At 67.4% G+C, this 17,616-nt stretch carries 15 protein-coding genes; 11 read left to right on the top strand and 4 right to left on the bottom strand.

Going from position 1 to position 17,616, the window contains the following annotated elements; translation table 11 throughout:
* Genes KY501_RS34035 through KY501_RS34005 form a run of 7 tightly spaced genes read left to right on the top strand, consistent with a single transcriptional unit; the run spans position 1 to position 8,674 of the window.
* Positions 1–738, top strand: a complete 738-nt coding sequence (locus KY501_RS34035) for a MotA/TolQ/ExbB proton channel family protein (protein WP_224367855.1) — start codon at positions 1–3, stop codon at positions 736–738.
* A gap of 3 nt (positions 739–741) precedes the next feature.
* Positions 742–1,368: an OmpA/MotB family protein gene (locus KY501_RS34030; protein ID WP_224367854.1), complete on the top strand. Its 627-nt coding sequence runs from the start codon at positions 742–744 to the stop codon at positions 1,366–1,368.
* Positions 1,368–3,218: a magnesium transporter gene (locus KY501_RS34025; protein WP_224367853.1), complete on the top strand. Its 1,851-nt coding sequence runs from the start codon at positions 1,368–1,370 to the stop codon at positions 3,216–3,218. Before KY501_RS34030 ends, KY501_RS34025 begins: the two co-directional genes overlap by 1 nt.
* Positions 3,219–3,227: 9 nt before the next feature.
* The gene (locus tag KY501_RS34020) at positions 3,228–5,222 is read left to right on the top strand and encodes a hypothetical protein (RefSeq protein WP_224367852.1); all 1,995 of its coding nucleotides are present in this window, start codon (positions 3,228–3,230) and stop codon (positions 5,220–5,222) included.
* Entirely contained in the window at positions 5,212–6,123 is a 912-nt protein-coding gene (locus tag KY501_RS34015) for a hypothetical protein (protein WP_224367851.1), read from the top strand. Before KY501_RS34020 ends, KY501_RS34015 begins: the two co-directional genes overlap by 11 nt.
* Positions 6,123–8,030 (top strand): coiled-coil domain-containing protein, encoded by a 1,908-nt coding sequence (locus tag KY501_RS34010; protein ID WP_224367850.1) that lies wholly within the window; start codon positions 6,123–6,125, stop codon positions 8,028–8,030. Before KY501_RS34015 ends, KY501_RS34010 begins: the two co-directional genes overlap by 1 nt.
* A complete protein-coding gene (locus KY501_RS34005; protein WP_224367849.1) occupies positions 8,027–8,674 on the top strand; it encodes a hypothetical protein in 648 nt (215 codons plus the stop codon). The genes KY501_RS34010 and KY501_RS34005 overlap by 4 nt, the downstream gene beginning before the upstream one ends.
* Before the next feature lie 164 nt (positions 8,675–8,838).
* On the opposite strand, the gene KY501_RS34000 is transcribed toward KY501_RS34005, so the two are convergent.
* Entirely contained in the window at positions 8,839–9,642 is an 804-nt protein-coding gene (locus KY501_RS34000) for a helix-turn-helix transcriptional regulator (RefSeq protein WP_224367848.1), read from the bottom strand.
* A gap of 89 nt (positions 9,643–9,731) precedes the next feature.
* Here KY501_RS34000 and KY501_RS33995 point away from each other — a divergent pair, with 89 nt between their 5' ends.
* The 4 genes from KY501_RS33995 (at position 9,732) to KY501_RS33980 (ending at position 12,862) form a co-directional block, all read left to right on the top strand.
* Entirely contained in the window at positions 9,732–10,385 is a 654-nt protein-coding gene (locus KY501_RS33995; protein ID WP_224367847.1) for a glutathione S-transferase family protein, read from the top strand.
* A gap of 85 nt (positions 10,386–10,470) precedes the next feature.
* Positions 10,471–10,974, top strand: coding sequence for an AraC family transcriptional regulator (locus KY501_RS33990; protein WP_373691670.1), 504 nt, complete (start codon positions 10,471–10,473; stop codon positions 10,972–10,974).
* 30 nt (positions 10,975–11,004) lie between these two features.
* A complete protein-coding gene (locus tag KY501_RS33985; RefSeq protein WP_224367845.1) occupies positions 11,005–11,235 on the top strand; it encodes a hypothetical protein in 231 nt (76 codons plus the stop codon).
* Between the two features lie 817 nt (positions 11,236–12,052).
* Positions 12,053–12,862 (top strand): SIR2 family NAD-dependent protein deacylase, encoded by an 810-nt coding sequence (locus tag KY501_RS33980; protein WP_224367844.1) that lies wholly within the window; start codon positions 12,053–12,055, stop codon positions 12,860–12,862.
* A gap of 51 nt (positions 12,863–12,913) precedes the next feature.
* On the opposite strand, the gene KY501_RS33975 is transcribed toward KY501_RS33980, so the two are convergent.
* From KY501_RS33975 to KY501_RS33965, 3 genes are read right to left on the bottom strand one after another with little or no spacing between them, the layout of a single operon-like run.
* Complete coding sequence (locus tag KY501_RS33975) at positions 12,914–14,479, bottom strand: cytochrome c/ABC transporter substrate-binding protein (RefSeq protein WP_224367843.1); 1,566 nt, start codon at positions 14,477–14,479, stop codon at positions 12,914–12,916.
* Positions 14,476–15,639, bottom strand: a complete 1,164-nt coding sequence (locus tag KY501_RS33970; RefSeq protein WP_224367842.1) for an SCO family protein — start codon at positions 15,637–15,639, stop codon at positions 14,476–14,478. The genes KY501_RS33975 and KY501_RS33970 overlap by 4 nt, the downstream gene beginning before the upstream one ends.
* Entirely contained in the window at positions 15,636–17,615 is a 1,980-nt protein-coding gene (locus KY501_RS33965; RefSeq protein ID WP_224367841.1) for a YncE family protein, read from the bottom strand. The genes KY501_RS33970 and KY501_RS33965 overlap by 4 nt, the downstream gene beginning before the upstream one ends.
* Position 17,616 lies beyond the last annotated feature (1 nt).

Here is a 17,616-nt window from a genome sequence, read left to right as displayed (position 1 = left end):
GTGCAAATCATTGGCCTGGTTGTTCTGGGGTTCGTCGTCTGGTTCGGGTTCAAGGACCGCGGCAATGCCCAGGTCATCTCCGCGTTCGACGGCCATGCCCTGGTCATGGTGGTGGTGGGCTCGTTCTCGGCGGTGCTGGTGGGTTCCAGCCGCACGACGGCGCTGCGCACCCTCCTCTGTCTGCGAGAGCTCATCCCGGGCCTGCAGGTCTTCGGGAAGCAGACGTCGGCGATGGAGCTCGAGCGGGAGCAGTTCTGCACGCTGTGGCGAGAGGGCAGGCGAGGCCAGGCGCTCTCGATCGCGGAGAAGAGCCGCTTCGATCCCATCAAGCAGCTGGTCGATCTCATCCTGAGCCGCGCGCCTGAGGCGGCCAGCTCCAAGGAGTTCCTCGAGCTTCGGCACGAGGAGATCAGCCGCTGGCAGCCGGCGATCAACAACTGGGAGATGCTCTCCAAGCTGGGGCCGGCGTTCGGGATGGTGGGCACCATCACAGGCATGATCCAGCTCTTCCGCGGCATGAGCGCGGACAACCTCAACATCGGCGCCGCGATGTCCCTCGCCCTGCTCGCGACGCTCTACGGAGTCGCCTTCGGCGCGGGCATTGCCGGGCCCATCGGCCACCTGCTCAATGGACTGCTCGATGAACGGCTGGGCTTCCTCGAGCGGTGCGAGAAGAGCGCGAACGAACTCATCGCTCGCGGCGGAGGCGTGTCGCGGGCGGAGTCGAGGGCGGGGTAGACCATGCAACGGCGCCGGAATGGAAGCGAGGAGAGCTGGCTGCTCAGCTACGCGGACTTGATCACCAACCTGCTGCTCTTCTTCGTGGTGCTGCTCACCGCGGCCAACCTCAGCAAGGGTCGCATGCAGCAGATCGTCAAGAGCATCTCCGGGAGCGAGAGCCCCACGAGCCTGGAGTCCATTCGCAAGGAGATCGACGCGCAGATCGCGCAGAAGCAGATGCAGGAGCTGGTGCGCACGAACGTCACCGCCGACGGGCTCGAGCTCTCGCTCAACTCGGGCCTGGTCTTCGACTCGGGCAAGGCGCAGATCCGTCCCGAGCTCGAGCAGGCCGTCACCTCGATGCTGCAGGTGCTCGCCCCCTACTCGACGAAGTACTCCTTCGCGGTCGAGGGACACACGGACTCGACCCCCATCGTCAGCGGCGGACTGTTCGCCTCGAACTGGGAGCTCTCCAGCGCGCGCGCCATCGTGGTGCGGCAGCGGCTGGAGGCGGCAGGGCTCGCGCGCGAGCGCATACGCGTCGAGGGCTACGCCGATACCAAACCGCTGCCCGAGGAGCAGCTCACGGGGCTGAGCCCCCAGGAACGCCTGGCCCGGCACCGCCGTGTCGTCGTGAGGATCTACTGATGAGAAGCCTCGTTCTCTGCCTGCTCCTCGCGCTGCCGGTCAGCGCCCTGGCCCAGGAGAGTACCGTCCCGGTGCCCCAGAAGCACATTCCGGCCACCGTGCTCCTGGAACTGCGCGCCCTCGAGCGGCAGTTCGACTCGGCGCTGATCCGCGACTGTGCTCCCGAGCGCTGCGTCTCCAAGGGCTGCGTCTACCGGGACCATGCGGTGGTGGACATGCCGCGCTCCTCCTCGTTGCCGGGCATCGGCCAGTCCGAAGGCCCCGGCAGCGTTCCGGTGCAGGAGTACCTCACGGAGGCCTCCTGTGACTTCGCTCACGAGAAGTCCGTCTCCGCTCGGGACGTCCAGGGGCTCGTCCGGCGGCTCGAGCAGCGCCTGTCGAAGGGGTGGCTCAAGGTGACCGTGGGACGTCAGGTTCTGGAGCCGATCTCTCCAACGCTGAGCGAGCCCCCCGCACCCAAGCCCGAGCCGGTTCCTCCGCCCAAGGTCGAGCCTCCTCCTCCCGCCGCGGTTGCCCCAACCCCCCCGGCCCAGTGGGAGTCGGGCGTCGCGCTCCGCGAGCTGTGGGTGAGCCTGTTGCCACACTTCGCATGGATGATCGCCGTGGTGCTCGGCACCGTGGCTGCGCTGATCATCATCTGGGCGCTTCGCCGCCTCGGGAAGGAGTCGCTCGAGGAGAAGGCGATGCTGGCGCAGATGGCGGCTGGCACCCTCGACAAGGCCGCGGTACCGGTGGGGGCCACGGCCTCGGGTGCCGCGGGTGAAGCTTCGGCGGCGCTCAACCCAGCGGCGGAGGGGCGCGAGGAGGCGGCGTTCGTCGCCGAGCAGCGGCGGCTGTGGGCGGGCCGGATGACCGAGGCCGAGCTGGCAAAGGACAAGAGCGTCGTCGTGGCGCTCCTCCGTCAGTGGCTGAAGGCGGGAGAGTTCGAGCTGCTCGCGAAGGCGATCGTCCTCTTCGGGGACAAGCTGTCCTCGGCCTTCTCGTCAGAGGGTGAGCTCGCGATGCGCAAGGTGGGGTTCGCGGAGTACCTGAGGCACGTGGACGAGAAGCAGCTCCCCTCGGACGCGGAGTTCTTCCGCAAGCTCAACCATCACGCCATCTGCGCGTCGCTGCTCTCTCAGTCGGATGCGGAGAGCTATCGGAGCATTCGCGAGGAGTTCGGAAGCCGCGGCATCGCGCACCTGATCGAGAGCCTGACGCCGCGCCACGCGGCGCTCCTCTTCGCCCTGGCGCCCTCGGATTCCCAGCACGAGGTGGCGCGCACGCTCTCTCCCGCGCTCCAGATGAAAATCGCGAGCCAACTGCTGTCGTCCAACCGCATGTCCCCCGAGGAGCAGAGCTATCTGTTCGAGGCGCTGGACGCCGCGCGGGCCGGCCGCTCCCTGCCGCATCCTCCGGAGTCGTCGCCGGATGCCATCCGCGACAGGGGCCACGAGTTCGACGCGGCCGGGGCGCTGTCCGTCCTCTTCACGTACATTGGCGCAGAGGATCGCCAGTCGCTCCTGACGGGCATGCTCCAGCGCTCGAGCGGAGCCTTCCCGGCCTGGTACCAGGACATCCTGTACCCGGACATGCTCCTGAAGCTGCCCCGGGACGTCCAGGCGGACATGCTGCTCGAGGTGGACGTCAAGGTGCTGGCGGGCTGGTCCTCGGTGCAGCAGCCGGCATGGCGGGAGAGCTTCATCAGCACGCTCGCGCCGTCCATGCAGAACGCCGTGCGCGCCAACATGGCGTTCAGCTCTCCGGAGGATCAGTTCCGCATGGCTCGCCGGGGCCACGATGAGCTGGTGTCGGCGGTGAAGCGGTTGGTGGCGGGGGGCCGGGTGTCGTTCACGGAGCTCGTGTCCTGAGTGGGTGCCATGGTCCGCATAGGAGTGCTGCTCGCGCTCGCCTTGTGCGCGGCCTGCGAGAAGGTGCCGATCTCCGACATCTACGCCGGATTCACGCTCGCTGATGCGGCGTGGTTCTCGCAGGAGGAGACGCTCTTCATCTTCTATCGCGTCGAGGCCGAGCAGGGCCTCGGGCCCGAGAGTCAGATCGAGATCTCCTATCGCACGGATGACGGAGAAGTTCCCTGGACGCCTGTCTCCGAGTTCACCCCGGTGCACACCCACCTGCCCGTGGACTGTGGGAACAAGGCCCGCTGTGGCAGCACCAGCCTTCATGTCGCGCGAGCCCCCAGGAATGTCGGAGTGCGCCTGCGCTACCACCGGGAGGGTGCACTCACGCTCTCCGCTCCGGTGAAGCTCAACCTCATCGGTGCGGGGCCGGCCTATTCCCATCGCAGCCTGGTCGTCTACGGCGTCTTTGACGAGGCCAACACCCATGTGCAGTGGCGCGCTCGCCACCAGTTCCCGACCCTTCGCAATGAAGAGGTGCAGGCGCTGGGGTTGCGCCGCACCTTCCGCATCAGCGAACCGCGGTACGGCGATCTCGATCAGGCGTTCGAGGAGAGCCCCTACGGCTACGCGTCCACCCCTGCGTGTCCTGGATCGCTGACCCCGTTGGGATGGGCCCCGGTCGAGACGTCGACACGAGCGGTGTTCCATGCGGACGGGTTGCCAGCGGCGGCCTCGGCGGCGTCCATCGTCTGCGCCGAGTCGACGGTGACGGACGCGCGAGGCACCTTCGAGGCCGTGGCGCTGGCACGGAAGAACCCGGAGGTGAGCGCTGCCTTCCCGGGTTTGCGCAACCCCATCCGTACCAACGCCGTCCTGGGGTTCCTGCTGAGGCCCTGTGCGCGGACGATCTCCGAACCCCACAGGGCGATGCAGGTCCAGCGGCTCTTGCTCGATGGCTCCCCCGAAATCTGTACCGACAACTGGCGCGATCCGGGCTTCGCGAATCAGCTCGCCGCCCGCTTCCGCGAGCGGATCGACACGGAGCGTGCTCAGGGACGAGACATGGTCCTCTCCCTGGCCCTGCACCAGGATGACTCGAGCGGGCAGCTCGCGCGGGTCATCGAGGATGCTCTGGAGCAGGTCCTCCCCTTCGAGCGGGACAAGAGTTCGCCCCGGGTCAGTGGGGCCTTCGTGTTCGACAGCTTCGGCTATTCAATCGTGCGCCCACAGCTCAAGCACCTCGTGCTCTGGTGCCCCGCGATACAGGAAGATGATCTCGACGTCATCTCGCCGGCGTCCCAGCGCTCGTGCCCCCTGTTGCCGGACACTCCTGATCTGAACCTCGGGCCGTTTCGCTTCTCGAGCCTGCCCATTCTTCCCACCCGTGCGCAGTACTTGAAGTTCCTCTCGAAGTACTCCGATGCCCAGGCGGGCAAGATGCGCGAGTTGCTCTTCCTGGCTCCCGAGCGGACGCCGATCTCGCAGAATGTCCAGGTCGGGGATTTCGGTGTCGCCACCTTCTTCAACAATGAGATTGTGACGGCTGCCCCGAGCGATGCGTTCTCGTATTGCCAGCCCGAGGACCCGCGCACGTCAGCGGTGGTCTTTCGCACCGCGCCGGACACCGATCCCCTGCCGCTGCAGAGCCTGCCGCAGGTTCACGAGGCGCTGCGGGGCTCCTCCTACGCGCTGGGGCTGGTCTGGGACTTCCCCTTCCTCTTGCGCGCCGAGTACGAGGTCTTTCTCGCCGGGGCCGCCAGTGCGTTCTCGCTCACGGTGCCGTTCGGGATCTCGAGTTCGGACCAGGCGTATTACGGCACCGAGCTGTGGCAGGGAGGAGAGTTCCCGCTCAGCACGGTGCTCCTGCAGTGCACCCGCTTCTGCGACCATCCGACCTTCGACTCGGCGGGGGTCTACAATGTCCGCGCGAGCTTCCGCGACAGCTACCAGAGGCAATGTTATCGGCCGCGCTATCCGGCTCTCGGCGACGGAGGCTTTCCGCTTGATCCGTAGCGTGCTCCTGTTCATTGCCGTTCTGGGGCTGCCGTCGGCGACGCTGGCTGCCGAGGAGCCTTCTCCTGCCTCCGCGGAGACCGCTCGTCGCGAGGGTGACGCGCCGCCAGGCACGGATACGCCCGAGCAGCCCAAGCAACCCGAGCAGCCCGAGCAGCCTGAGCAGCCCAAGAAGGAAGGGCCTCCTCCCGAAGCAGCCGCGGAGGGTGAGACGATCGAGCGTCATCGGACGCCCTTCGATGTGCTCAATGAGCGGATGATTGGCGTTGCCTCGCGAGCCGTGCGTTTCGACTGGCGCAAGAAGACGCTGGGCGTCGGACTGATCGGCAGCCAGCTCCTGGAACTCAACAACTTCAGCAGTGCGCGGTTCGGAGGACTCATCCGCAAGCCGCTGGGAAACTTCATGGGGGAACTGGCCATCGCCCGGGTCTGGACCTGGGGGAGTGACAGCACCGACAAGCTGGCGCTGACTCCGTATCGCCAGTCCGGGCGGCCCAGTCGAATCGAGTTGGACGTCAACCTCGGCTATCCGCTGGCGGAGGGTGTGGCGACCGCGCGGCCTGGGTTCTTCCCCGCGACCGAACTCGTGCTCTCCGCGAACGCGGGGATCCGGTATGCGTTCTATCCGGGGGGGTTCTCGGGCGCTTCCTTCGGCCAGGTCGCCAAGTCGGTCATTTCTCCCAGACTGTCGGAGCAGGAGCTGGAGAACCTCGACAGCAAGCTGCCTCCGGGCATGGAGCTGGATGAAGCGCGATACAACCTGCTCACGGGCCTCAACCTGGACGTCTACTTCCAGACCGGAGGCTTCTTCTCGCCCCGTGCCATGGTCGCGCTGCCCATCACCGGAACCGGTCTGGGTCTGTGGTGGGAGCTGACGTTCAGCGCTGGGTGGATGTTCTGATGTCCTGGGCGAGCATCCTCCTCACGCTCACCCTGGCGACGGCCGCCTTCGCGGACGACGCGCCGCCGAAGCAGACCCTCGTCTTCTACAACGCCCGGCTGGCCCTCCGAGACGATCATCCCACGGATGCGCTCAAGCTGTGGTTGCTGCGAAACAGGCTGACGGAGCAGGGCGAGCGCAGCCGCCATGACGAGGATTTCCGCTCGGTCGTCTGGGCCTCTCTCGGGGACCTGGGCCTATGTCAGGACGGTTTTCCCAAGGATGAGCACGGCGCGGGGCTGTGGCCGCTGGCGCTGCACAACTGGCTCGTCCAGGTTGCGACGAAGGGGCCACCCCCGGAGGTGCCGCCACCATTCGACGCTCTCGAGGTGGGGCGTCAGCAGCGGTTCGTTTCCCTGAATGACGTTCTCTCGGCCGAGGAGCTGCGCTCGGTGACCTTCCATCGGACCTTCTGCCTGCTTCCGCGCGTCACGCTTTGGGATGTGGGGGGGACACCTTGGGCGGACCTCAGCGATCGACTCGCGGCCGGGCGGCTGATGCGGCGGCTCCTGGAGATGTCGCTCAAAACCCTGGTGCGCGAGAAGGTCCAGAACGTCGCCGCGGTGGAAGCTCGCATCTTCGATCTCGATCTCGCCCTGGCGGAGCTGCAGGCCCGACGGGCGCGGCAGGAGGGCTTCGCGGCAAGGCAGCGTGCCAGGAGCCTCGGAGTCTCCGAGGCAGGAGCCAAGGAGGTGCGCGATGCGGCTGCGGCGTGGCCGGCGACCTCGCAGCAGGCGGCCTTCTTGCGGAGAGCTCTGACCTGGCAGGCGAGCGAGTGGCTGACATTGAGCCGAGCCCGGCGCCTCTCCCTGTTCGCGCAGGCGCGCCCCTATTCCCAGGACCCGGAAGCCCTGGAACGGCTGGTGCTGGCCATCATCGACGGGCTCATCGAGCAGGGAAGTGGGGAGGAGCTGGAGGCGTGGATCGGCTTCCTGGACGCGCGTGACGCGCCAGGTCGGCGCAGCGCCCTCATCGCGGGCGAGCGAGGAAAGCGGCTCCTGGAGCTCGATCCCAGTACTGGCTTTCGGGAGCGCGCGCCCATCGCCCTGCACCGAGGGGTCGCGTTCCTCGAGGCCGGGCAGCTCGAGGAGGCACTCCGCTCGTTTGCGTACGCGATGGCGAATGCGGAGGGCTCTCGCGAGTCGGCCGCGACGCTGGGGCTTGCTCGGCGATGGCTGTCCTATGTGTTGTCGCGCTATCGGACCAACGCGGAGATCCTCGCCATGCTGAAGGCGCTGGTGCCGCGGCAGGAATACAACCCGGTCGCGGAAGATCTCATCTGGAAGGCAGCGCTCCGCGCGGATGCGCAGTCGTTCGAGCTGGTGGTCGCGAGCCTCCGGCGGGGGAGCGCGCTCGATGGTCGCGTGGAACGGCTCCGGCCGTTGGCTCATGGAAAGGCAGGGGAGATGGTTTCGGGGCTGCGGGATGCGGCCTCCGAGGAGCCCTACCTCACGTTGCGCTTCATCAGACAGTTCCTCGAGAACCTCGAGGCCGAGGAAGCAGATGTGCGCGCGGCGAACATCCCCACCTTGAAGCTCATGATCGGAGTTCTGGACTCGCTCGCCGAGAAAGGCGGAGAGAACAGCTCCCACGCGCGCACGGCGGAGGAGCTCATCCAGCGGGCGCGGGCCATCCTCGAGGGGTTGGGTTCTCTCGAGCAGTCTGTGTCCAGCAAGGCTCAGGCGCTATCGCCTCGCCACGAGGCGTTCGCGGGCGCCATCCGGCTCGCTCCCGCGGACGCGTTGCCCTGGCCGTTCCGGGCCCCAGAGCCTGAGAGCCCGTCGGCGTTCGTCCCCCTCTTGCTCGAGCCCGTGGAGTGGCGGGACGCGAAGGGCGCTCTGGTCATGGGGTGGAGGCTCACGGAATGAATCCCCGGGAGCTGCGCCAGGCGATGCGCCAGCGCCGGAGCGAGCTGCGCCAGCAGATGCGGCTCGCTGGAAGACAGGCGCGCGAGCGCCTCGAGCAGTTGCCTGCGGTTCGTCGCGAGCGAACGCGGCGGCGTCTGCGGCGCGCGGTGGGCATCGCGATTCTGGTGCTGCTGGCCTCCTTTCTGGATTGCGAGTGTTCGCATCCTCCTCCAGCAGAAGTGCCGAAGGTTGAAGCGAAGGCGCCGGAAGAACCCCAGGCAAAGCGCCCTGTGCCAACGCCGCCCCGGCGGCCGCCGCTCCGTGGGCAGATCGCGTCACAGGATCGCACCAGCTATCGCGGAGCCGATCGGGCATCACCGGATTGGATTGACGAGTTTCGCCTTCAGGTAGCGGCGCGGAGCCCCAGGCTCGCGCAGTGCTTCACGGGCTCCGATCGTCCCGGCAGCCTGCGCTGGACGGCCTCGGTGAATCCGCGCAGCGGCGCGGCATCGGATCATGAGCTGGAGCCTGTAGGAGCCAGTGCGGAGCTGCGGCCCGAGCAGCGCGATTGCGTCGTCCGGGCCCTGTCGAATCCTCCCTACAGGTTGACCGCACCCCAAGAGGAGTCCTTGCCCCAGCGCGTCGGGCTGGTGATCGAGTTCTGAGACCTGTCCTCATTTCGAACCGGCACCTCGGAGCGAAGGCTGTTCTCGCACCACCGCACGCGCCGGGGGGACCTGGATCGCTTTGTCGCCGCCGTGCTGAGGCTCGGTCGGGAGATTGCCGACGGGGCGTGAGCTCAGTCCTTCACGCAGCAGTTGGCTCGGTGCTACTCGGCAAGCTCGCGGATCAGCTGTTCAACTCCACGCGCAGAAGCGTCGTCTACCGGAGAGAGGACAAACATGCTGAGGCCGTCGCAGTCGTCGACGGAGAACACCGAGGCCTCGAAAACGAGCTCGCCTACGTCTGGTCGGACGAGTCGCCTGTACCTCACGCCATGCGTGTGCAGCTCATTCTCTGCCCACAGCCGGCGAAATTCCTCGCTCGTCTCCATCAACTCGTCGACGAGCGCGGCAGCCTCTTCCGATGCTCCCGCACGGGCGATGTCGACGCGAAACGCAGCGAGGCACGTGCGACGCATGTCATCGCCATGCGGCAGGAACGAGGTGGCTTCGGGATGAAAGACCCGGCGCAGCATGTTGCGGTCGCGCTCGGGAATCGCGGCGTAATCGCCGATCACCGCCACGGCGGCGAGATTCCACGCGACGATCTGAAACGTTGGCGTCTTCACGAACGCGGGCACGCGCAGGTTGTCGAGCACGCGCTGCAGCGCCGGCGTGACCTCGGCGGGCTGTTTGGGGCGGCGCGGTGGCGGACGAGCGTGCGCGAGCAGGAACAGCATCTCGCGATTCGTGTCGTCAAGCTCGAGTGCGCGAGCGAGGCGTTCGAGCACGTCGTCGGACGGCACGCCGCCGCGGCCTTGTTCGAGCCACGTGTACCAGGTGACACTCACGCCGGCGCGCGCCGCGACTTCCTCGCGACGAAGTCCGGGAGTGCGACGCCGCTCGGTCGATTCGGGGTGAAGCCGCTCGCGGCGAGCGCGGAGGAACTCGGGGAGGGTGGTAGTCGCCATACCGGTATGCGGGCACACCTTTTCCAGCGGGTTCGCGCAGCTTACGGTTCGCGCATGCCCCGGACAACGCTTCGGGCAAGGGAGTTCATATGCTGACGGTGCATCATCTCGGACGTTCGCAATCGGAGCGGATCGTCTGGCTCTGCGAGGAGCTTGGGCTCGACTATGAGCTGAAGCGCTATGAGCGCCGGGCCGACAACCGAATGGCCCCGCCGGAGTACAAGGCGCTTCATCCGATGGGCACGGCGCCGATCCTCACCGACGGCGACCTCGTCCTCGGGGAATCCGCGGCGATCTGCGAGTATCTGATCCAGACCCATGGCAATGGCCGGCTCGCTGTGAAGCGGGGCGAACCCGGTTTCGCGGACTATCTCTACTGGTTCCACTTCGCCAACGGGACGCTGCAACCGCTCGTCTTGCAGGTGTGGTCTCTGGAGCGCATCGATCCTTCGGACAAGAACGCGCCCCTGCAGATGGCCAAAAACCGGTTCAAGCTGGTCTTCTCGACCTTGGAGAAGCGGCTGGGGGAGGCGCCCTATCTGGCCGGCAACGAGCTGACGGCGGCGGATATCATGACCGTGTTCTCGTTGACCACGATGCGGCTGTTCAAGCCGTATGATCTCTCACCCTGGCCGAACATCCTGGCCTATCTGCAGCGCATCGGCGCGCGGCCGGCTTATCGCCGCGCGATGCAGAAGGCCGATCCGGATGTGACGCCGGTACTGGGGGCCGTCCCGGGATAGGCCCATGCCCGTGCCTTGAGCGAAAAAGGCAAGAGATTGCTTGGAACGGGCGCGCGGATAGCGCGCTTCATGGGGCACCTTCTTGATGCTTCGAACGCTCAAGGAGACGCCGATGAAGACCACCGCCTACGCCGCCACCGCTGCTGATCGCCCGCTCGCTTCATTCACCATCGACAGGCGCGAGCCTGGACCCCGAGACGTTGCGATCGACATCCTCTATCCGGCGGCCGCTGCGCCGCTGCTCTGCGCGGGAATCACGACGTACTCGCCGCTTCGCCAGTGGAACGTGAAGAAGGGAGAGACGCCGCTGGCCGTCGCGACGGGCAAGGCCTCCGACGAGCTGCTGGATGCGTTTCGCCGGTACGTGCGGCTCGTCGATGCCCCAGCGGACATCCCCGTGCTCGCCGAGGCCATCGAGCGCGAGATCCTGTGGCGCGTGATGCAAGGTCCGCACGGCGCTGCGCTGCGCAACATCGGCCTTGCGAATAGCAGCCTGGCGCTCATCAGTCGCGCCATTGATCACCTCCAGCGTCTTCAGATCGATCACGGCGACGTCATTGTCCGGCGTGCAGGACACGAATACCCGTGAGCCTTCGGGGTCCATCAACATGGCCGCGCCATGGCCGATGTTCAGCCGTTTGATCTCCTTGCGCGCTCCCGCGTCGTAGACGACCAGCTCGCCGGTGCGCACACTCACCGCGAGCACGCGCTTGCCATCCGGAGTGAACTTCAGCCGGTGGGCACCGAGGAGCTTGGCGTCCAGGGTGGTCTTCAGCTTCTTGTTCGCGAGGTCGACGACGGAGAGCGAACCTCCTGGAAGCGCTGTCCACAGCTCCTGCCCGTCGGGTGAGACATCGAAGCCTTCGGCGCCCTGCCCCGCCGGAATGGCGGTCTGAACCCAGTCCAGGCGAGGCTTGGCCCCGGGTGGCAGGACTCCCGTGGGAGGCACCGTCGGCTGCAGCAGGACATTCTCCAGGATGCTGACGGTCCCGGAGTCCACGTTCGTGGTGTAGATCTTCTTCTCGTCCGCGGTGACGTGGAGCATGTGCGTCCGGTCCTGGCCGGTGCCCATGATCCAGTCGATCTTGGCCGTTGCCGGGTCATAGCGAGCAACAGCCTTCGAGCCTTGGGCTGTGAACCACACCTTCCCGCCCACGAAGGCCAGTCCGTGTGGGCCGAGTAGCGGCGCGGTATCGATGGCAGGCAGCGCTTTCCGCGCAACGAGATCGATGACGTTCAGCTCATGGAAGCTGCCGAACCCCGTGTTGGAGACGTAGGCCACCTTCCCATCCGAGGACGCGACCACCTCATGCGGATCCGGTCCCACGGGCACGCGCTCGATGACCTTCAGGTTGGCCGGATCCACGATCGCCAGGGTGTGGGTTGCCTTCGAGACGATCAGCAGTGAGCGCTGGGACTTGGGCTGCGCGGCACCTCCGGGTGTGGCGAACAGCCAGGTTCCCAGCGCGACACCGACACCCAGCCATTCGATCCATCTGGAGTGCATGGTCGAACTATAGGAGGGCAGTGTAGTTCGGAAAGCCGCGCCTTCAGTGGACGATGACCATTTCCAGACTGTCACCCCTTCAGCGGCCCTGCAGACGCCCGTGCCGTAGTCCGCAGCCTCCTGTCGCGTCAGGTCCTCCAGGTCAGCTACCCTCTTCCCCATGCAGAAAGCCATCTCCACCCTCCTCGAGACCGTGCGGGCCACGCACCCCGGGCAGATCCTCATTGTCACCGGCGCTGGCGTCAGCCACGCCAGCGGCATTCCCACCTTCCGGGGCACCGATAAGGACGCCATCTGGAAGCGCGATGTCACGGAGCTCGGCACCTACCGATTCTTCCGAGAGAACCCCGCGGGCTCGTGGCAGTGGTACCTCTCGCGGTTCGCCAATCTTGAGGGCAAGCAGCCCAACCCGGGGCACTTCGCCATCACCGCGCTGGAGCGATTCCAGCTCGCCCGGGGCGGCGACTTCCTGCTGATCACGCAGAACATCGACACCCTGCACGAGCAGGCGGGCTCGCAGCGCATGATCAAGGTGCACGGCTCCAGCGATCGCTTCCGCTGCTCCGTGGACGACTGCGCGCTGGGCGCCCCCGAGGGCTCCATTGCCGCGAGCGAGGTCGATCTCACCGCATTCCGGAAGGACCCGGTGGAGGCCAACGTGCCGCGCTGCCCGTCCTGCGGCGGCCTCTTGCGCATGCACGTCCTCTGGTTCGACGAGTACTACTCCGAGCACCAGAGCTATGGCTGGCAGGCGGTGTGCCGCTCCGCGGAGGAGGCGCAGCTGGTCATCTTCGCCGGCACGTCGTTCTCGGTGGGCGTGACCGACCTGGTGCTGCGCTCAGCGCGCATTCGCAACGTGCCCATCTTCAACATCGACCCTACTCCTCGCGTCAGCGGTGATGGCGTCATGTCCATCGCCGCCGGCGCGGAGGTCGTCCTGGTCGAGGTGTGCAAGGCGCTCGGAGTGTAGGGCTACTTGCCGGCCGGAGGCGCGTCGCCCATTGGAGCTTCCGCTGTCGGATCAGGGAAGCTCCACCCAGCTCCCAAGCGGGCGGACACTCCCATCCGAGCCCACTGTGAAGACGTAGGCTCCGCGACTGCCCAGTCGGCGATCACGCCCATAGGAGATGGGAGGCAGCAGCCCGGTCTTGAAACCTCGCAGCCCTTCGAGCGCATCCACGAGCCGCTCGCGATCAAGGTCATGCCCCGAGCGCACCACTCCCTCCACGAGGACAAGCGCGCTGGCGAGCGCCGAGAGCTGGGCAGGGAGATGCTCGGAGGGGAGCGCCGCTGTGGTGGCCAGTCGCTGGTAGCGCGCCATCGCCTCGGGGGTGCGCTCCGAGGGGGATGCCGGAAACGCGAGCCGCAGACGGTTGGCACGGTTCCCGAGGGGAGGAAGCTCGCCGTCACTCAGGAGGGCGCCAGGAATGAGGAGCAAGGGCGCCCAGCTCACGCGGCTGAAGGCCTGCCACAGCGCGTTCTCTCGTCCCCAGGAGCCCAGCAGAAGCACCGCATCCACCCTCTGCCGTGAGAGCTCCGCGACCAGCGCCTCCTCGCCCCCGGCGGTGAGCACATGCTCCGTGAGCCCTCCTACCCCCTGGACCCGCCCCAGTGAGGCGAGCCGCCCGGAGAGCTGAGCCGGCTCTTCTCCTTCGGGGCGGACCAGGGCGATGCGTGCCGTCGAGCCCTTCTCCTTCATCGCGTCGCCGAGCAGCACCTGCGCCTGCTCGGCGACTCCCGATTGGAGGTAGAAGACATACCGGCGCTCGGCACTCTCAGGCCTCGGAGAGGCCGAGAGCGCCCCCACCAAGGGCAGCCGCTGCTCGTCGAACAGGGTGCTCACGCTGTCCTCCGCGCCTCCCAGCACCATGCCCAGCACCGCGAAGGGCCGCTCGGTGTCGATGAAGCGCCTCAAGGCGGCGACGCGCTCCTCGGGAGCGGAAGGGAGCAGAGCGAAGCTCAATGAGAGCCGGCGACCGTAGATGCCGCCTCCCCGGTTGATCTCGGTGAAGAAGGCCTCCACCGCGGCCCGGGCGGCGCGCCCATCCTCCGCCTGCTCTGCCTCCTCGGGCGCAACGAACCCGATCCGAAGCTCCTCCGCCGAGACTCCGGGATCTGCCCGCAGCGAGAGCGATTGGAGGTACGCGATCAGATCATCCGTGTCCGCTCGGGGTATCTCGAAGCGCGGCATCGCATCCAAGAGCTGCTGCCCCGCGGGATCGATCCCCAAGGAGATCGCCTTGCGGAAGCTGCGCTCGGAGTAAGGAGGATGTCGCCGCCCGCTGGCCTCCGTTGCCTCATAGGGCCGCGTCAGGGACTCCCAGCGGATGTTGCTCGGGGAGACTCCCCCCTCGAGCCGTCCTCGTCCGTCCGCCCCATGGCAGCCGACGCACGGCAACAGGGTGGCGGACACCGGTGGGCCTTCGCGGCTCACGCGCGCCAGGATCTGTCCTCCGGATGGGCTGATGCCACGAGTGTAGATGGCCTGCCCGCGCTGGACGGCTGTCGTCGCAGCGCGCTGAGGCGGAGCGGGAGGCTCGGTGCAGGCAACGAGGATGGCCGCGAGGCAGATGCACGCCTGCCTCACAGAGCACCCGTCTCCTCTCCGCGATCGTCCACGACACTCATGGCTGCCTCCACCACCTGCTCAGGCTTGGCCAGACCGAGGACCTTTTTCCAAAGCCCCGTTCGGGTATTGCCGACGAGCAGCACCGTCGAGTGTTGATCCGGCGCCTCCACGGCCTGCCCGAGTCGCCCCAGGACCTCCAAGACGTTCTGCTTGTCTCCTGTCAGGAAGTACCAGCCGGGCCTGGCCTGGAGCCGCCCGGCGTACTCCTTGAGCTTCTCGGGCGTGTCCACGGGATCGACGGAGATGGACAGCATGCGCACCTCTCGCCCGAGCCGATCCCCTAGCCGCTCCTGCAACTTGCCGAGCGTCCTCGACACCACCGGGCACACGCTGCCGCACGAGGTGAAGAAGGTGTTGATGATGACGATCTTGCCCTGGACGAGGTCGCTGTAGAACCGCACCTGCCGCCCGTCCTGATCGATCAGTGGTGTCTCACCGAAGTACTTCTGGGCGGCGAGATCCTCCGGGTTGGCCGCCGTCGCGCCAGCTGCCGTGGGGCCTGGATGGGGCAGGGGGAGCATCCGATCGATGACGGCCTTGAGCCGGGCAGGAGCGGCCAGACCGTGCACGCGTACCCACTCGCCCGACACGCCGTTGCCCACCAGGACGAGCGGGGCGTGCTGCTCCTTGGCGCTCGTATAGACCTTGAGCGCCTTGAGCAGCGCGTCGGTGTCCGCTCGGGGCCCTGTCATCAACGTCCACCCCGAGCCCGAGCCGAACTTGCTGCTCCAGGCGCGGAGCTGCTCGGGGGTGTCGTACTCCGGGTCGAGGCTGACGGAGACGAGCTGCACCTCCTTGCCTGCATGCTCTCCCAGCAGCTCCCGCAAGCGAGAGAAGCCCACCCCCATGGGCGGGCAGATGGTGGTGCAGCGGGTGAAGATGAAGTTCATCACCACCACGCGGCCCTGGACGAAGTCCTGCTGGAGATGCACCGGCTTGCCGTCCTGATCGACGAAGGCGCCATCGGGGAGCGAGATCTGCCCCAGGGACTCCTCTCGCTCGGAGGTGCTGGAGGCGGGAGCGGCCACGGGCTCGCTGGCCTTGTCTTCGCACGCAGCCATGAAGAGCATGAGCGTGGTGAGCACCACGGCTCGGCTCCACTGTGTCCTTCGCTTCATTGCGTCATCTCCTCAGCGCTGGCCTTGACCAGCACCCGCTGCGATCCGTGGAGACTCAGGCCTGCGCTCTGGGCCTCGAAGGCGACGTAGTAGACCCCTGGTTTCGGCGGAACGAAGTCAACCGCGTAGACGCCGTCGCCCTGGGGAGCTGCTTGCTGGCGCTCGTGCCAGAGCCCGGAGGCGAGGTACGTGAGCACCGTCAGATCCGGCAGTTCCTGCCAGGGGGCCTCCGTCGTCGGGTGACGGAGCCGGACCCGGACATGCACAGGCTTGCCCACGGGCACGTTCTGCGTGTCCGTCAGCAGGTCCACTCGCGGCGCGGCGGCGGGGGGCGTCTGGTTCAGCGCGGGGGCCACCTCCACCTCGAAGCAGTGGACGAGCTGCGGCGAGTTCACCAGCATCGCCACATCCTGCACTCCGTGGCCCTTGAGCCGGGCGGTCGTCTCATACACGCCCGGAGAGCTCTCGCGCAGCGTGCGATCCAGCACCTGGAGCGCCAGGGGCGTGTGCCCGTGCGTGGAGAAGCTGCCCATGGGGGCGGCCATGCCCTCCTGGTAATAGTAGATGACCTGATCGGCGGGGTTGGCGACCAGCACCGCCGACGCGCCCGGGGCGGGGAGGATGCCAGCGGGGAGAGCGGACTTGCCCAGGGGGTGTTGTCCGGCGGGGAAATCCACCACGGGGATGCTCGCGCCGGGTGTTCCGACTCCGTCGAGTGGCACCATGAGGACCGTCTCGCTGCCGCTGTGGCGCACGTAGGCGTGCGTGTCCGTGAAGCCGAGCTGATCCGGCCCCTGCTCCATCTTCCCGCTCTGGATGATGCGGTTGGAGGCGGCGTCGATGATCTGGAGCGAACTGCTCTCCGGGTTGAGCACGAAGGCCAGCCGCCCGCGCCGCTCGAACCCGATGGGCCCCACTCCTGGCTCCGCGGCGATGCTCGCGCGGATCGTCCCGCGCTGTGGATCGATGACTGTGATCATCCCGTCCACTGCGTCCGTGACATACACCGCGCCTGCCGTGGCCGAGTACGCCAGCCCCGTGGGCGCCCGCCCTGTCTTGACGGTCTGGACGATCGACAGCGTCCGCACGTCGATGACCGACACCGTGCCTGCCCCCGCGTTGGCGACGAAGGCAAAGCGGCTGTCATCGGTGAAGGCGAGCGTATGCGGCCCCTGCCCTGTGGGCAGGTGGCGGACGAGGCGAGGCTCGGGCCTGACGGAGATCACGTCGATGCCGGCGCTCTCGGAGGGCTCGGCCCCGCCGCCCACCCACAGGTAGCCCTCGTCCGGCTGGAGAGCCACACGGTACGGCGGCGCCGAGAGCTCCAGCTCGCGCTCCACCCTGAACGTGAGTGTGTCCACCAGCGCGACGCGGGAGCTGCCGGGCATGGAGACGAAGAGCCGGGACTGATCGCCCGTCAACGCCCAGTCCGCGCCGGGGCTGCGCAGCAGCGCCATGGCCAGCAGGCGGCTGCCTCCGAAGCTGAAGCGGGGATCCACCACGGAGATGGAGGCATCCTGATTCAGCACGAGGATCTGGTACGTGTTCAGGTCGAGCTCGTTGCCGCGGAACAGCCCGTCCTCCAGGTAGGACTTCACCTTGGCGCGGCAGTCCGCGAGGCCGCCGTGCTCATCCGGGGTGCGCCCACCCATCCAGGCGGCGGGCCAGACCCGGGTGTACGGCGTCCCCGACTCGGCGTCGGCGAGCCGCAGCCGGAACGTCACATCCTGCCCCTCGCGCAGCGGCCCCTCTCGCTGGGCGGGGTCCAGCGCTTCCATCTCCAGCTCCAAGGCGACGCCCTCGCGGACCGCCCGCCAGTGGTGCACGCTCTCCGGAGCGTGCTTCCGGTACCGCAGCACCAGGAGGCACGCGGCGAGCCCCACTCCGAGCACTGCCGCCAACCACAGCCACCTCGCCGCGCCGTTGCGGCCGGCGCGTCGAGGCGTGTTCGAGTCGATGTTCGTGTTGGAGTCCATC

It is taken from the genome of Hyalangium versicolor (assembly GCF_020103695.1).
Classification (GTDB): domain Bacteria; phylum Myxococcota; class Myxococcia; order Myxococcales; family Myxococcaceae; genus Hyalangium; species Hyalangium versicolor.
This window is presented reverse-complemented; position numbering and strand designations above follow the sequence as displayed.

What these genes read in the sequence shown, in the direction of transcription:
- KY501_RS34030 (WP_224367854.1), top strand. Translation starts at nt 742, where the DNA reads ATGCAACGGCGCCGGAATGGAAGCGAGGAGAGCTGGCTGCTCAGCTAC.
- KY501_RS34025 (WP_224367853.1), top strand. Translation starts at nt 1,368, where the DNA reads ATGAGAAGCCTCGTTCTCTGCCTGCTCCTCGCGCTGCCGGTCAGCGCC.
- KY501_RS34020 (WP_224367852.1), top strand. Translation starts at nt 3,228, where the DNA reads ATGGTCCGCATAGGAGTGCTGCTCGCGCTCGCCTTGTGCGCGGCCTGC.
- KY501_RS34010 (WP_224367850.1), top strand. Translation starts at nt 6,123, where the DNA reads ATGTCCTGGGCGAGCATCCTCCTCACGCTCACCCTGGCGACGGCCGCC.
- KY501_RS34005 (WP_224367849.1), top strand. Translation starts at nt 8,027, where the DNA reads ATGAATCCCCGGGAGCTGCGCCAGGCGATGCGCCAGCGCCGGAGCGAG.
- KY501_RS34000 (WP_224367848.1), bottom strand. Translation starts at nt 9,642, where the DNA reads ATGGCGACTACCACCCTCCCCGAGTTCCTCCGCGCTCGCCGCGAGCGG.
- KY501_RS33995 (WP_224367847.1), top strand. Translation starts at nt 9,732, where the DNA reads ATGCTGACGGTGCATCATCTCGGACGTTCGCAATCGGAGCGGATCGTC.
- KY501_RS33990 (WP_373691670.1), top strand. Translation starts at nt 10,471, where the DNA reads ATGCTTCGAACGCTCAAGGAGACGCCGATGAAGACCACCGCCTACGCC.
- KY501_RS33985 (WP_224367845.1), top strand. Translation starts at nt 11,005, where the DNA reads ATGGCCGATGTTCAGCCGTTTGATCTCCTTGCGCGCTCCCGCGTCGTA.
- KY501_RS33980 (WP_224367844.1), top strand. Translation starts at nt 12,053, where the DNA reads ATGCAGAAAGCCATCTCCACCCTCCTCGAGACCGTGCGGGCCACGCAC.
- KY501_RS33970 (WP_224367842.1), bottom strand. Translation starts at nt 15,639, where the DNA reads ATGAAGCGAAGGACACAGTGGAGCCGAGCCGTGGTGCTCACCACGCTC.
- KY501_RS33965 (WP_224367841.1), bottom strand. Translation starts at nt 17,615, where the DNA reads ATGGACTCCAACACGAACATCGACTCGAACACGCCTCGACGCGCCGGC.